Source organism: Streptomyces sp. NPDC006339, from assembly GCF_040612775.1.
Classification (GTDB): Bacteria; Actinomycetota; Actinomycetes; order Streptomycetales; family Streptomycetaceae; genus Streptomyces.
Genome location: NZ_JBEXQW010000035.1, coordinates 59,970 through 74,563, shown reverse-complemented (window position 1 = coordinate 74,563; position 14,594 = coordinate 59,970). Strand labels below are relative to the sequence as shown.

General features: G+C 70.9%; 15 protein-coding genes. 8 read left to right on the top strand and 7 right to left on the bottom strand.

The window, feature by feature from the left end; all coding sequences use genetic code 11:
• The first annotated feature begins 72 nt into the window (after positions 1 to 72).
• Complete coding sequence (locus tag ABZ135_RS26290) at positions 73 to 774, top strand: VTT domain-containing protein (protein WP_356698746.1); 702 nt, start codon at positions 73 to 75, stop codon at positions 772 to 774.
• A gap of 12 nt (positions 775 to 786) precedes the next feature.
• Here the strand turns inward: ABZ135_RS26290 and ABZ135_RS26285 are convergent, their stop codons facing one another.
• Together ABZ135_RS26285 and ABZ135_RS26280 are read right to left on the bottom strand one after the other, a co-directional pair.
• Positions 787 to 2,445 carry a threonine/serine exporter family protein gene (locus ABZ135_RS26285; protein ID WP_356698788.1) on the bottom strand — a complete coding sequence of 553 codons (1,659 nt, stop codon included), beginning with the start codon at positions 2,443 to 2,445 and terminating at the stop codon, positions 787 to 789.
• Between the two features lie 135 nt (positions 2,446 to 2,580).
• On the bottom strand, positions 2,581 to 3,072 hold the full coding sequence (locus ABZ135_RS26280; protein WP_356698744.1) for an inorganic diphosphatase: 492 nt from the start codon (positions 3,070 to 3,072) through the stop codon (positions 2,581 to 2,583).
• Positions 3,073 to 3,177: 105 nt separating this feature from the next.
• On the opposite strand from ABZ135_RS26280, the gene dacB reads away from it, so the two are divergent.
• From dacB to ABZ135_RS26245, 7 genes are all read left to right on the top strand, one after another.
• Positions 3,178 to 4,605: a D-alanyl-D-alanine carboxypeptidase/D-alanyl-D-alanine-endopeptidase gene (gene dacB / locus ABZ135_RS26275; protein WP_356698742.1), complete on the top strand. Its 1,428-nt coding sequence runs from the start codon at positions 3,178 to 3,180 to the stop codon at positions 4,603 to 4,605.
• A 92-nt stretch (positions 4,606 to 4,697) separates the two neighbouring features.
• Positions 4,698 to 5,837 carry a zinc-dependent metalloprotease gene (locus tag ABZ135_RS26270; RefSeq protein ID WP_356698740.1) on the top strand — a complete coding sequence of 380 codons (1,140 nt, stop codon included), beginning with the start codon at positions 4,698 to 4,700 and terminating at the stop codon, positions 5,835 to 5,837.
• 197 nt (positions 5,838 to 6,034) lie between these two features.
• On the top strand, positions 6,035 to 7,066 hold the full coding sequence (gene tilS, locus ABZ135_RS26265; protein WP_356698739.1) for a tRNA lysidine(34) synthetase TilS: 1,032 nt from the start codon (positions 6,035 to 6,037) through the stop codon (positions 7,064 to 7,066).
• Positions 7,067 to 7,108: 42 nt separating this feature from the next.
• A complete protein-coding gene (gene hpt / locus ABZ135_RS26260) occupies positions 7,109 to 7,648 on the top strand; it encodes a hypoxanthine phosphoribosyltransferase (protein WP_132917781.1) in 540 nt (179 codons plus the stop codon).
• A gap of 155 nt (positions 7,649 to 7,803) precedes the next feature.
• A complete protein-coding gene (gene ftsH / locus ABZ135_RS26255) occupies positions 7,804 to 9,828 on the top strand; it encodes an ATP-dependent zinc metalloprotease FtsH (RefSeq protein ID WP_356698737.1) in 2,025 nt (674 codons plus the stop codon).
• Between the two features lie 111 nt (positions 9,829 to 9,939).
• Positions 9,940 to 10,545 (top strand): GTP cyclohydrolase I FolE, encoded by a 606-nt coding sequence (gene folE / locus ABZ135_RS26250; protein ID WP_356698736.1) that lies wholly within the window; start codon positions 9,940 to 9,942, stop codon positions 10,543 to 10,545.
• A gap of 71 nt (positions 10,546 to 10,616) precedes the next feature.
• Positions 10,617 to 11,609, top strand: a complete 993-nt coding sequence (locus ABZ135_RS26245; RefSeq protein WP_356698734.1) for a hypothetical protein — start codon at positions 10,617 to 10,619, stop codon at positions 11,607 to 11,609.
• Positions 11,610 to 11,620: 11 nt separating this feature from the next.
• On the opposite strand, the gene ABZ135_RS26240 is transcribed toward ABZ135_RS26245, so the two are convergent.
• The 5 genes from ABZ135_RS26240 to folP all read right to left on the bottom strand — a co-directional run bounded on the left by ABZ135_RS26240 (position 11,621) and on the right by folP (position 14,585).
• Entirely contained in the window at positions 11,621 to 12,109 is a 489-nt protein-coding gene (locus ABZ135_RS26240; RefSeq protein ID WP_356698732.1) for a DUF3180 domain-containing protein, read from the bottom strand.
• 58 nt (positions 12,110 to 12,167) lie between these two features.
• The gene (gene folK / locus ABZ135_RS26235) at positions 12,168 to 12,767 is read right to left on the bottom strand and encodes a 2-amino-4-hydroxy-6-hydroxymethyldihydropteridine diphosphokinase (RefSeq protein WP_356698730.1); all 600 of its coding nucleotides are present in this window, start codon (positions 12,765 to 12,767) and stop codon (positions 12,168 to 12,170) included.
• A complete protein-coding gene (folB, locus tag ABZ135_RS26230; RefSeq protein WP_356698728.1) occupies positions 12,764 to 13,123 on the bottom strand; it encodes a dihydroneopterin aldolase in 360 nt (119 codons plus the stop codon). Before folB ends, folK begins: the two co-directional genes overlap by 4 nt.
• Positions 13,124 to 13,257: 134 nt before the next feature.
• Positions 13,258 to 13,728, bottom strand: coding sequence for a nuclear transport factor 2 family protein (locus ABZ135_RS26225; RefSeq protein WP_356698726.1), 471 nt, complete (start codon positions 13,726 to 13,728; stop codon positions 13,258 to 13,260).
• On the bottom strand, positions 13,725 to 14,585 hold the full coding sequence (folP, locus tag ABZ135_RS26220; RefSeq protein ID WP_356698724.1) for a dihydropteroate synthase: 861 nt from the start codon (positions 14,583 to 14,585) through the stop codon (positions 13,725 to 13,727). The genes ABZ135_RS26225 and folP overlap by 4 nt, the downstream gene beginning before the upstream one ends.
• Between the last annotated feature and the right edge of the window lie 9 nt (positions 14,586 to 14,594).

The following is a 14,594-nucleotide window of genomic DNA, read 5'->3' as shown; positions in this document are numbered from 1 at the left end:
GGGGCGGCAGTCCCGTACGACAATCCCCCACGTGCCCTTCCCGCCCCCACCGACCGCAGGAGCCCGGAACCCGTGAACACGCTTGCCCTCGGACCGAGCTGGCTGGACCCGGACTATCTGATCCAGACCTTCGGTCTGATCGGTGTCCTCGTCATCGTCTTCGCCGAGTCCGGACTCCTCATCGGCTTCTTCCTGCCCGGTGACTCCCTGCTCTTCACCACCGGCCTGCTCGTCACCACCGGCAAGCTGGACCAGCCGCTGTGGCTGGTGTGCACCCTGATCGTCGCCGCCGCCATCATCGGCGACCAGGTGGGCTACCTCTTCGGCCGCAAGGTCGGACCGGCCCTCTTCAAGCGCCCCGACTCCAAGCTCTTCAAGCAGGAGAACGTCGAGAAGGCCCACGACTTCTTCGAGAAGCACGGCCCGAAGTCCCTGATCCTGGCCCGCTTCGTGCCGATCGTCCGCACGTTCACGCCGATCATCGCCGGCGTCAGCCGGATGAACTACCGCTCCTTCATCATCTTCAACGTCATCGGCGGCGTGCTGTGGGGCGCGGGCGTGACGCTGCTCGGCGCGTCCCTCGGCAAGGTGGACTTCGTCCACAAGCACATCGAGGCCATCCTCATCCTCATCGTGCTGATCTCCGTGATCCCGATCGTGATCGAGTACCTGCGCGCCCGCTCCCAGTCGAAGAAGCAGCAGCGGAACGACGAGCACGACGCCCCCGGCTCCCCCAACCCCCCGACCGAGCGCGGCCGCCACGCCAAGCGCTAGGGAGGACTCCGGTCAGAAGCCTCGGGTCCGCTTCGCCGCGCGGCGGGCCGCCGCCGCGCCCGGGGACTGCATGAAGAGGCGGGCCAGCTCGCCTCCCAGGTTCACGCCGATGGCGATCGCCAGGGCCAGGGCCGACGCCTTCGCCAGGTAGGCGAAGCCCTGGTCCAGGTTGTTCTGGGCGATCGAGAGCACCCCGAAGTAGGTCGCCGAACCGGGCAGCAGCGGCCCGATCGCCGCCGTCACGTACGGCAGGGACGACGTGTGGTGGTAACGGGCGATCAACTGCCCGAACAGGCCCACCAGACCGGCCGCCACCGCCGTCGCCATCACCGTCGAACCGCCCGCCGTCACCGCGATCGACGCGTAGATCACCCACGCCACCCCGCCGTTCAGCGTCGCGAACAGCACCGTCGCCCGCGACTGCTGCAGCAGGATCGCGAAGGTCGCGCACAGCACCATCGACGCCGCGATCTGCACCACCGGCCGCTCGACCGGACTGAGCACCCCCTCCGGATTGAGCTGGGCGTCGAACTGCACGGCGATGTACAGCACCGACAGCACGCCCACCACGATCGCCACGAAGAAGTAGCCGACCTCCAGCAGCCGGGCCGAGGCCGTGATGTAGAAACCGGTCAGACCGTCCTGCACGGCCGCCACCAGCGCCCGCCCCGGGATCAGCGCGAACAGCCCACCCGTGATCACCGCCGAGGGCCGCAGATCCGCGTGCAGCACCGTCAGCGCCACCCCCAGCGCCGCCGGCGGCATCGCCGCCACCAGGAACTGGTAGAACTCCGGCAGCCCGCGCCCCGCGCACAGCCACGCCAGCCGGTCGCCCAGCATCGCGCCGAGCGCCGCCACGAAGAACACCGTGGCGCCACCGCCCACCAGCACCGACGCCGCCCCCGCCAGGGCCCCGGCCGCGCTCGTCAGGACCCAGCCCGGATACGGATGCCGGTTGCGCCGGATCTCCGCCAGCCGCCGGTACGCCTCCTCCGGCGACACCTCGTGGTCCGGGTCGTTGATGTCCGCGAGGAGCTGGTAGACCGCCTCCAGACGGGTGTAGTCGGTGCCCCGCCGCCGCACCGTACGGTTCGCGGTCACCGGATCGTCCACCAGCGACGGCTGGTACGTGATCGACAGCAGCGTGAACGTCACCGTCGGCTCGCAGCGGTCGAGACCGTACGAACGGCAGATCGCGAACATCGCCGCCTCGACGTCCTCCGCGCCCTGGCCGCCCGCGAGCAGCAGCTCGCCGATACGCAGGGTCAGGTCGAGCACGCGCGGCACCGGCGGACCGCCCTCGTCCGCCTTGCGCGGCGCCTCCGGCACCGGCCGCTCGCCCACCGGCAGCCGCAGCATGGTCCGCATCCGGTCCTGCCACGGCGCGTCCTGCGCCATCTTGACCAGCGGGACGCCGTACGCGGGAGTGAAGGCCGGCGGCGAGTCCTTGACCGAATACGTCGAGGGCGGCGCGAAGGCGGAACCTTCCTGCTCCACCGGCGGCTCCGGCGCCAGCCCCTCGGGCAGCGCGAACTCCGACGTCGGGTGCTCGTCCTCCACCGGCTCGGGCGGCTCCACACCGGCCGGCGGGACGAACGCGCTCCGCGCCTCGTCCGACGGCGGCTTCCGGTCCTCCGGAGCCTCCTCGGGCCCGTCCGGCCTCGCCACCACTCTGCTCGCCCTCATTCCGGCCTGGTACCCGCACGTCCGGGCCCCATACGAGCCCGACTCCCGCCAGTATGGACGCGCGAAGGGCGGCGCACCTCAGCAGGTGCGCCGCCCTCACAGGCTCAGCCGGACAGGGGCTCAGTGGCCGCCCTGCTCCTTGAAGCGCGCGTACGACTTCTCGATCTCGGCCTCGGCCTCGGCGCGGCCGACCCAGTCGGCGCCCTCGACGGACTTGCCGGGCTCCAGGTCCTTGTAGACCTCGAAGAAGTGCTGGATCTCCAGGCGGTCGAACTCCGGCACGTGGTGGATGTCGCGCAGGTGCTCCATGCGCGGGTCCGTCGCCGGGACGCACAGCAGCTTGTCGTCGCCGCCGGCCTCGTCCGTCATGCGGAACATGCCGATGGCACGGCACTTGATGAGGCAGCCCGGGAACGTCGGCTCGTCCAGGATCACGAGCGCGTCCAGCGGGTCACCGTCCTCACCGAGCGTGTTCTCGACGAAGCCGTAGTCCGTCGGGTAGGCGGTCGAGGTGAAGAGACGGCGGTCCAGGCGGATCCGACCGGTCTCGTGGTCGACCTCGTACTTGTTCCGCGACCCCTTGGGGATCTCGATGGTGACGTCGAACTCCACGGGTGGATCTCCTCCTGAATCAACACATGTCAATGCTCGCGACGACGCGCGGTGGTTAAGTGTCCCTCACGCAGGGTCTTGATCGCGAAAGGGGCTGGTCATCACATGCCGGAGCCGAGAACCTGGCAGCTCGCGGCGGGCTCCGCCGTGCTCGGTCTGGCCCTGGCCGCCGGAGCGGTGGCCGCGGCCGGCCCGTGGGACACGGGTCAGCGTAAGGCCGAGCGGGCCCGAGCGGTCACCCTCGCAACGACAGGTGGCGCACATCACGCCGGCGCCCCCGGCACCACCGCCCCGCGCCGCCCCGCACCCGCCCCCAGCGCCGCCGGAGTGCTCCGCGCCCTCGGCGCCGCCGGGACCACCGGCACGACCACCCGACCGGGCGACGACCTCGCCGCCACCCTCGTCCCCCTCCTGGCCGACCCCGGCCTCGGCCCCCTGCGCACCGCCTCCGTCGTCGACGCCACCACCGGCCGGCAGCTCTACGGCGAAGGCGCCGGCACCCCCATGACCCCCGCCTCCACCATCAAGATCGCCACCGCGGCCGCCGCGCTCTCCGCCCTCGGCCCCGACCACCGCATCGCCACCACCACGACCACCGGCCCCGACCGGCGCACCGTCACCCTCGTCGGCGGCGGCGACCCCACCCTCGACACGACCCGCCTCGCGGCCCTCGCCGACGCCACCGCCCGCGCCCTCAAGACCCACGGCGCCACCTCCGTACGCCTCGCCTACGACACCGGCCTCTACCAGGGCCCCGTCCTCCACCCCATCGGCCCCAACGAGAACCTGGCCCCCGTCACCGCCCTCATGACGAACGCCGGCCGGCTCGACGACAGCCACAGCGGAACCGCCCCCCGCAGCGGCGACCCGGCCCGCGACACCGCCACCGCCTTCGCCGACCTCCTCCACCGGGCCGGCGTCACCGTCCAGGGCGCCCCCACCCCCGGCAAGGCCCCCCAGGGCGACCGGGCCGTGCCCCTCGCCCGTACCGACTCCGCACCCCTCGCCGACCTCGTCGAACGCACCCTCACCCACAGCGACAACGACCTCGCCGAAGCCCTCGCCCGGCAGACCGCCCTCGCCCACCGGCAACCCGCCGGCTTCGCCGGCGCCGCCAAGGCCGTCCACGACGAGCTCGCCCGCCTCCGCCTCCCCCTCGCCGGCAGCCGCTTCGCCGACGGCAGCGGCCTCGACCGCCGCGACCGCGTCTCCGCCGCCCTCCTCACCGGCATCCTCACCCGCGCGGCCGACCCCGCCCGCCCCCACCTGCGGCCCCTCCTCACCGGACTGCCCGTCGGCGGCTTCAGCGGCACCCTCGCCGGCCGCTACGACGACCCCGCCACCGCCCCCGGCGCCGGCACCGTCCGCGCCAAGACCGGCACCCTCAAAGGCGTCGACACCCTCGCCGGCACCGTCGTCACCCCCGACGGCCGCCTCCTCGCCTTCGCCTTCCTCGCCGGCCGCACCAGCTCCCCGTACACCGCCCGACCCGCCCTCGACCGCCTCCCCGCCGCCCTCGCCGCACACCCCTGACCGGCGCCGGCCCAGGCACCCTCCCCGACCCACCCGGCCCGGCATCCGCACGAACCCTCACCGAACGGGCGCCGAGAACGTACGGTTGACGCATGACGAGCATCGGTGGTGCAGGCACATCGGGGATGGTCGACTGGAATCTCGCCGTCGCGACGGCGACCCGCCTGGTGCGGCCGGGCCCCGAGGTCACCAGGGAAGAGGCCCGCGCGGTCGTCGCCGAACTCCGCGAACACGCCAAAGCCGCCGAGGAACACGTCCGCGCCTACACCCGGATGATCCCCGACGGCCACCAGCCCGACGACACACCCGTCCTCGTCGTCGACCGCGCCGGCTGGATCAAGGCCAACGTCGCCGGCTTCCGCGAACTGCTCTCCCCGCTCCTCGACAAGATGCGGGAACGCCGCGCCAACACCCCCGGCGGCACCGTCCTCAGCGCCGTCGGCGGCAAGGTCACCGGCGTCGAGCTCGGCATGCTGCTGTCCTTCCTCGCCAGCCGCATCCTCGGCCAGTACGAGACCTTCGCCCCCGCCACCCGCGAACTGCCCGCCGGCACCGACGGCGGCGGACGCCTCCTCCTCGTCGCCCCCAACATCGTCCACGTCGAACGCGAGCTCGAAGTCTCCCCCCACGACTTCCGGCTCTGGGTCTGCCTCCACGAGGAGACCCACCGCACCCAGTTCACCGGCGTCCCCTGGCTCCGCGACCACCTCCAGGGCGAGATCCAGTCATTCCTCGCCGCCACCGACGTCGACCCCTCCACCGTCGTCGAACGCCTCCGCGAAGCCGCCCAGGCCCTCGTCGGCGGCCGCCCCGAAGGCGAACAGGGCGAACCCGCCCCCTCCCTCGTCGAAATCGTCCAGACCCCCGAACAGCGCGAGATCCTCGGCCGCCTCACCGCCGTCATGTCCCTCCTCGAAGGCCACGCCGACTACGTCATGGACGGCGTCGGCCCCGACGTCGTGCCCTCCGTCGCCGAGATCCGCGAGAAGTTCCAGCAGCGCCGCGCCCGCGGCGCCTCCCGCCTCGACCTCGCCCTGCGCAAGCTCCTCGGCCTCGACGCCAAACTCCGCCAGTACCGCGACGGCGAACGCTTCGTCCGCGCCGTCGTCGACCAGGTCGGCATGGACGGCTTCAACCGCGTGTGGACCTCCCCCAACACGCTCCCCACCAAGTCCGAGATCGCCAAACCGGCCGACTGGGTGGCGAGGGTGCACCGTAAGGCAGACTCCTGAGACAGGTGAGTCGGATGACCGAAGAACACCCCACCCATCACCCATCCGAGGGACCGTAGACGGCGGGTAAGGCGTGCAATGCTCGGGTAACGGCCAGGTTCTGTCACCATCGACGCACTCTGAGTGACCGAACCCCCACTTCCGACCGTTAAGACTCCGACCGAGGCACTGCACACTCTCCACGAAGGGCACCGGACATGGGTCCCCATCCTGCGGTCGCGGCGATACGCCTGGCGGTCCGCCGCGTACTCCACGACGTCCTCACCGAACACCGGAACACCACCCCCGACACCACCCCGAGCGGCACACCCGGCGCACAGCCCCTCGTCCTCGTCGCCTGCTCCGGCGGCGCCGACTCCATGGCCCTCGCCTCCGCGCTCGCCTTCGAAGCCCGCAAACTCGACCTCCGCGCCGGCGGCATCACCGTCGACCACGGCCTCCAGCAGGGCTCCGACCAGCGCGCCGCCGAAGTCGCCGACCGCATGACCGCCCTCGGCCTCGACCCCGTCGAAGCCATCGCCGTCACCGTCGGACGCGACGGAGGCCCCGAAGCCGCCGCCCGCGACGCCCGCTACGCCGCCCTCGACGCCGCCGCCGAACGCCACGGCGCCACCGCCGTCCTCCTCGGCCACACCCGCGACGACCAAGCCGAAACCGTCCTCCTCGGCCTCGCCCGCGGCTCCGGCATCCGCTCCCTCTCCGGCATGGCCGCCGTATCCGGCACCGCCCGCCGCTACCGCCGCCCCTTCCTGGAGCTCGACCGGCAGACCGTACGCAAGGCATGCATCGCCCAGGAACTCGCCGTCTGGGACGACCCCCACAACAGCGACCCCGCCTACACCCGCTCCCGGCTCCGCCACGAGGGCCTCCCCGCCCTCGAGAAAGCCCTCGGCAAAGGCGTCGTCGAAGCCCTCGCCCGCACGGCCCAGCTCTCCCGCGACGACGCCGACGCCCTCGACTCCTGGGCCGCCGACGCCGAAGCCGCCGTACGCGACGAAGCCGGCCGCCTCGAATGCGCCAAGCTCTTCGGCCTGCCCCCCGCCGTACGCCGCCGCGTCCTGCGCCGCGCCGTCATCGCCGAGGGCGCCCCCGCCGGCTCCCTCTTCGCCCGCCACATCGAAGAACTCGACCGGCTCGTCACCGGCTGGCGCGGCCAAGGAGCCATCAACCTGCCCGGCCGCGTCGAAGCGCGCCGCCAGGGTGGCAGACTGGTCATTCGGCAAGGCTGACGCAAGGCTGCAACGAAAGTGACCCGGGTGAACGAGAAGGACATGGGCACCGACCTCAAGTCGGTGCTCATCACCAAGGAAGAGATCGACGCGAAGCTGGCCGAACTGGCCGCGAAGATCGACGCGGAGTACGCGGGCAAGGACCTGCTCATCGTCGGCGTCCTCAAGGGAGCCGTGATGGTGATGGCGGACCTGGCGCGCGCGCTGTCCACCCCCGTCACCATGGACTGGATGGCCGTCTCCTCCTACGGCGCCGGCACCCAGTCCTCCGGCGTGGTCCGCATCCTCAAGGACCTCGACACCGACATCAAGGGCAAGCACGTCCTGATCGTCGAGGACATCATCGACTCGGGCCTGACCCTCTCCTGGCTCCTGTCCAACCTCGGCTCCCGCGAGCCGGCCTCCCTCGAGGTCTGCACCCTCCTGCGCAAGCCGGACGCCGCCAAGGTCGCCATCGACGTCAAGTGGATCGGCTTCGACATCCCCAACGAGTTCGTCGTCGGCTACGGCCTCGACTACGCCGAGAAGTACCGCAATCTCCCCTTCGTCGGTACCCTCGCCCCCCACGTCTACGGCGGCTGACCCAAGGGAACCCGAACCGTCTTCCCACCGTTGAACCAAGGGAAGACGGTCCCGGGCGACAATGCTGGGGTACCGTCCGAAGAACAGTTCTTTTCTCACACAGCAGCATTCACCTACGGGCAGGAGGGACGGGGCGCCGAGCGCGCCCCGTATGGATGGACGTGAAGCGATACTTCCGCGGGCCGGTCATGTGGATCGTGCTGGCCGTCCTCGCCGTGGTCGTGCTGATGCAGGTCGTCGGCTCGTCCGAGGGCTACAAGACGGTGGACACCGGCAAGGTCGTCCAGGCGATCGACAAGAACCAGGTCAAATCCGCAAAGCTCACCACCGGTGACGAGCAGGTCGTCAAGATCGAGCTCATCGACGGCCAGAAGATCGACAAGAGCAGCAAGGTCCAGGCCAGCTACATCGGCACCCAGGGCGCCGACCTGGCCGACAAGCTCCAGGAGAAGTTCGAGGCAGGGCAGATCGAGGGCGGCTACACCGTCTCCCCCGAGAAGCAGTCCCCCTTCCTCTCCGTCCTGTTCTCCCTGCTGCCCTTCGTCCTCATCGTGGTCGTCTTCCTCTTCCTGATGAACCAGATGCAGGGCGGCGGCTCCCGCGTCATGAACTTCGGGAAGTCCAAGGCCAAGCTCATCACCAAGGACACCCCCAAGACGACCTTCGCGGACGTCGCGGGCTCCGACGAGGCCGTCGAGGAACTCCACGAGATCAAGGAATTCCTCCAGGAGCCGGCCAAGTTCCAGGCCGTCGGCGCCAAGATCCCCAAGGGCGTGCTGCTCTACGGCCCGCCCGGAACCGGCAAGACCCTCCTCGCCCGCGCCGTCGCCGGCGAGGCCGGAGTGCCGTTCTACTCGATCTCCGGCTCCGACTTCGTCGAGATGTTCGTCGGCGTCGGCGCCTCCCGCGTCCGCGACCTCTTCGAGCAGGCCAAGGCCAACGCCCCCGCCATCGTCTTCGTCGACGAGATCGACGCGGTCGGCCGCCACCGCGGCGCCGGCCTCGGCGGCGGCCACGACGAGCGCGAGCAGACCCTCAACCAGCTCCTCGTCGAGATGGACGGCTTCGACGTGAAGGGCGGCGTCATCCTCATCGCCGCCACCAACCGGCCCGACATCCTCGACCCCGCCCTCCTGCGCCCCGGCCGCTTCGACCGGCAGATCGCCGTCGACCGCCCCGACATGCAGGGCCGCCTGGAGATCCTCAAGGTCCACCAGAAGGGCAAGCCGGTCGCACCGGACGTCGACCTCGGCGCCGTCGCCCGCCGCACCCCCGGCTTCACGGGTGCCGATCTCTCCAACGTCCTCAACGAGGCGGCGCTGCTCACCGCCCGCTCGGACAAGAAGCTGATCGACAACAAGGCGCTCGACGAGGCGATCGACCGCGTCGTCGCCGGCCCGCAGAAGCGGACCCGGATCATGTCGGACAAGGAAAAGAAGATCACCGCGTACCACGAGGGCGGCCACGCCCTGGTCGCGGCGGCCTCGCCGAACTCCGACCCGGTCCACAAGATCACCATCCTGTCCCGCGGCCGGGCCCTGGGCTACACCATGGTCCTCCCCGACGAGGACAAGTACTCCACGACCCGCAACGAGATGCTCGACCAGTTGGCCTACATGCTGGGCGGACGCGCCGCCGAGGAACTGGTCTTCCACGACCCGACCACCGGCGCCGCCAACGACATCGAGAAGGCCACCGCCACGGCCCGCGCGATGGTCACCCAGTACGGCATGACCGAGCGGCTCGGCGCCATCAAGTTCGGCGGCGACAACACCGAGCCCTTCCTCGGCCGCGAGATGGCGCACCAGCGCGACTACTCCGAAGAGGTCGCCGCGCTGGTCGACGAAGAGGTCAAGAAGCTCATCGAGGCCGCGCACAACGAGGCATGGGAGATCCTCGTCGAGAACCGCGACGTCCTCGACAACCTCGTCCTCGCCCTGCTGGAGAAGGAGACGCTGGGCAAGGAGGAGATCGCCGAGATCTTCGCCCCCATCGTCAAGCGCCCGGCCCGCCCGGCCTGGACCGGCTCCTCCCGCCGGACCCCCTCCACCCGCCCGCCCGTCCTCTCCCCGAAGGAGCTGGCCCTGACCAACAGTGCCAACGGCTCCTCCTCGACGACCCCCTCGGTGGACACCACCAAGGCCATCGAGGTAGCCCCCGAGGACACCCCGGAGCCCTGAGGCTCCCCAGGCCCGGCGACGGGCCCGGAATGCGAGCCGCGCCCCCGCAGGTTCTAGCCTGTGGGGGCGCGGTTTTTTCGCGTCATGTCAGACAGACGGAACGAGGCACAGATGACCGACCCGGTGACGCTGGACGGCGAGGGCACGATCGGCGAGTTCGACGAGAAGCGCGCCGAGAACGCCGTACGGGAGCTGCTGATCGCGGTCGGCGAGGACCCCGACCGCGAGGGGCTCAAGGAGACGCCCGCGCGCGTTGCGCGTGCATACAGAGAACTCTTGTCGGGTATGCGTCAGGCACCTGAGGATGTCCTGACCACCACTTTTGACCTCGGCCATGATGAAATGGTCCTCGTAAAGGACATCGAACTCGTTAGCTTCTGCGAACATCATTTGCTCCCGTTCCACGGGGTGGCTCACGTGGGCTACATCCCTGCGGAGACTGGGAAGATCACGGGGCTGTCGAAGCTCGCCCGGCTTGTCGATGTCTTCGCGCGTCGGCCGCAGGTGCAGGAGCGGCTGACGACCCAGATCGCCGATTCGCTGATGAAAATCCTGGAGGCGCGGGGCGCGATCGTCGTGATCGAGGCCGAGCACATGTGCATGTCGCTGCGCGGCATCCGGAAGCCGGGTGCGAAGACGACGACCTCGGCGGTGCGTGGCCAACTTCGTGACGCTACTACACGAGCTGAGGCTATGTCCCTGATATTGGCCCGTTAGTAGCGGGCTGTCCGCCTTGCTCCATACCGTCCCCGATCAGTCGAGTTGATCGCTGATCAAGGGGGATCGGTATGGGGTACGGGCTTCCCAGCAAGATGCTGGTGAACCTGGTGGACGGCTGCGTCCAGGCTAAGAACGTGGCGCCCGGCAGCGCCGTGTGGACGCTGGACGGCGACCGGACGGCGGAGACCACGGTTGTCGGGGTGACGGCGGTGAAGGGCCGCGACGCCGTCGACGTGGTCACGGACCACATGACCTTCACCGCCAGCCGGGATCTGTTGCTGGCGACGCCGGGCGGTTGGACGCATGCGAAGGACGCGGCGGGGACGACGGTCGCCTGGACGCCGGCTCGGAAGCTGCGCCGGGAGCGGTTCATGATCCGGCCGGGATACGAGTTCGGCTACTTCGTGGGGGCTACCTGCGCCGACGGGACGGTCGGCAAGAACTACGTATCGCTGGTCGTGAACGAGCAGGACTTCGCGGCCCGCTACGCGACCGCCCTGACGGCCTGCACGGGGCTCCCTGCGAGGCTGGAGGCGGTCAGTCGGCCGTCTGGGTACTTGAAGCGAGACCTGGCGGGCTTCCGGGTCCGGGTGGTCTCCTCGTACCTCTCGGACGCGCTGAGGCACTACGTAGGCGGGGACGCTCACCACATGCGGCAGCGCTTTCCGCGAGTGGTGCTGCGTGACATCGATACGTTCAGTGGGTTTCTCGACGGATACATCGACGGCGACGGCTGCCGCATCAAGCGATGGCCAGCGCGGATGATCGTCAGCGCCAATGTCCCGTTCCTGGCGGAGATCGCTCCGATCATCGGAGCACGGTTCACGCCGGCCAAGCGCGGCGGGGCCTCCCAGCTTGTCGTGTCCGACCGCTGGCAGAGCCGTGGCACCTTCATCCCCGAGCACCACTCCCTCCTCCCGCCCGAGTCCTCCTGGGTCCAGGTCCGAGAGGTCCGCCCCCGTCCCGCTCTCGGGGCGAAGCCCTTCACGTTCTACAGCTACAAGCTCGCCCCGCACCCGACGTTCCTGGTGAACGGGCACCTGGTGCGGGAGCCCTGGTAGCCACGGGCGGGCTAGGCCGCCGGGGCGCGGCCGCTGTCGTTGTCGTCGCCGTCCTCCGGGAGCTTGCAGACGTGTTCCAGGAAGAGGGCGGCGGCGATGACGGCGAAGGCGGCGAGGACCGCGAAGGCGGCGTAGAGGGCCTGGTCGCGGCGGGCCGGGACGTCGAGGGAGCCGAGGAGGAAGACGCCCGTGCCGCCGTACATGCCGGCGACCAGGGCGGCGACCAGGGCGCTCGCCTGGCCGAAGACGACCGCGCGGGCCGCCATCAGGGGTTCGACGCCCTTGGCGTCGGGGCGGCGCTCGCGCTGGGCCTTGAGGCGGGTGCGCAGGGAGAGGGCCGTGGCGGTGAGGACGGCGGCGATGGCGGCGAGCACGATGGGGGCGGCGAGCGGCACGCTGGGCAGCGTGCCGATCGAGTCCCAGAGCCGGGCGCCGCCCCAGGAGAGGATGCCGGCCGCGAGGAACAGTCCGGCGAGCACCTTGAGCCGCAGTTGTTTCACCGGGTGTCCTTCGTGTGGTCCGAGCGCCTGTCCGTGTTCTCTCTGAGGAGCGTAACGACTACTCGGGGAGTCGGAGTTCCAGGTCGGTGCGCGGCGCGACGCCTTCGTGGCCGAGGCCGGCGAGGAGGTCGGTGACGGTGCCGTGGCCGGGGAGCTGGGCTTCGGGGTCGACGTCGTGCCAGGGGGCGAGGACGAAGGCGCGCTGGTGGGCGCGGGGGTGGGGGAGGGTGAGGACGGGGTCGTCGGAGACGACCTCGGCGTAGGTGATGATGTCGACGTCTATGGTGCGGGCGCCCCAGCGCTCTTCGCGGACGCGGTGGAACGCCTCCTCGACGGCGTGGGCCCGCTCCAGCAGGGAGGCCGGGGGAAGGGTGGTCTTCACGAGGACGACGGCGTTGAGGTACGAGGGCTGGGTGTCGGGGTCGACGCCCCAGGGCTCGGTCTCGTAGACGGGGGAGACGGCCTTGACGCGCAGGCCGGGGGTGTCTTCGAGGGCGTCGACGGCGCCCTGGAGGGTCTCCAGGCGGTTGCCGAGGTTGGCGCCGAGGGCGAGGACGGCCCATTTGGGGTTGGAGAGGGTGACGTCGGCCGCGTCGACGGCGGCGGTCACCGCGGCCGGTACGGGCTGCACGGTGGGGTCGCTGTGCTGGGGCTTCATGCGCGGCTCCGGGTGATGGTGACGGTGACGTCGTCGAAGGGGACGGTGATGGGGGCGTCCGGCTTGTGGACGACGACCTCGACCTCCTGGACGCCGGCGTGCTTGAGGCACTGCTGGGCGATGCGCTCGGCGAGCGTCTCGATGAGGTCGACCGGTTCGCCCTGGACGACGTCGACGACTTCCTCGGCGACGACGCCGTAGTGGACGGTCTTCGTCAGGTCGTCGTCGGCGGCCGCGGCGCGGGTGTCCAGGCCGAGGGTGAGGTCGACGATGAAGGTCTGGCCCTCCTCGCGTTCCTTGGGGAAGACGCCGTGGTGTCCTCGGGCCTTGAGGCCGCGCAGCGCGACACGATCCACGCGAATCACTCCTGCTGTCGTAGTTCGGTTGGCCACGCAGCCGGGTGCGGACGGCCGGGTGTCCACCATCGAATCTACCTGCGGGCACCGACAGCCGGGTCGGCGCCTCTGGTCGGGCGCCGGGGCGGGGGGGTTCAGTCGTCGGTGTCGGGCGCGTCGTCGGGGTCGTTCTCGGGGAGGACGGGGGAGGCGTGGTGGGACCAGATGCGCCAGCCGTCCGGCGTGCGGCGGAAGACGTTGGTGGCGACGACGAGCTCGCCGACGAGGGGGCCGAGTGCGGCGCCGTCCTCGGCGGGGCCGCCGCTGAGGATGTTCTCGGTGCAGGTGACGACCGCCACGTCGCCGGCGAGGGAGATCTCGACGTCGGTGAGGAAGAACTGGATGTAGTCGGTGTTCGCCATGATCAGGGCGTACGAGCGGAGCACCTCGCCGCGGCCGGTGAGGACGGGCCAGCCGGGGTGGACGCAGGTGATGGGGGTGGCGTCCTCGTCGAGCCAGAGGTCGGTGACGGTGTCGAAGTCTCCCTGTTCCATCGCCTCGTAGTAGGCGGTGTTGGCGGCTTCGACGGCGGTGCGGTCGGCCTGGTGGGCGGCGGGGTGGGTCACCTGGCTCCTTCGACGGCTCTGGCGACTCGTACGGCGTCGGCGGTGGCGCGGACCTCGTGGACGCGGACGGCCCAGGCGCCTTCGTGGGCGGCGATGGCGGAGACGGCGGCGGTGGCGGCGTCGCGTTCGCGGGCGGGGGGCGGGGCGGCGCCGTCGTGGGCGAGGACGTGGCCGAGGAAGCGTTTGCGGGAGGCGGCGACGAGGAGGGGGCGGCCGAGGGCGCGGAGCGCCGGGAGGTGGGCGACGAGGGCGAGGTCGTGGGGGGCGAGTTTGGCGAAGCCGAGGCCGGGGTCGACGACGATGCGTTCGGGGGCGATGCCGCCGTCGATGACGGCTTCCATGCGGGTGCGGAGTTCGGTGAGGACTTCGGTGACGACGTCGTCGTAGACGGCGAGGCTGTTCATGTCCTTGCTGAAGCCGCGCCAGTGCATGACGACGAAGGGGACTTCGGCGGCGGCGACGGCGGGGACCATGGCGGGGTCGGCGAGGCCGCCGCTGACGTCGTTGACGAGTGCGGCGCCGGCTTCGACGGCGCGGGCGGCGACGGTGGCGCGCATGGTGTCGACGGAGACGGTGACGCCTTCGGCGGCGAGGCCGCGGACGACGGGGATGACGCGGCGGAGTTCTTCGTCCTCGTCGACGCGGCTGGCGCCGGGGCGGGTGGATTCACCGCCGACGTCGACGAGGTCGGCGCCTTCGGCGACGAGGTCGAGGCCGTGCTTGACGGCGGCCGTGGTGTCGAACCAGCGGCCGCCGTCGGAGAAGGAGTCGGGGGTCACGTTGACCACGCCCATGACCGCGCAGCGGTCCCACTCCGGCAGGCCGAGTGCGGTGCCGCGGTCGTTCGTCGTACTCATGCGTCCAGC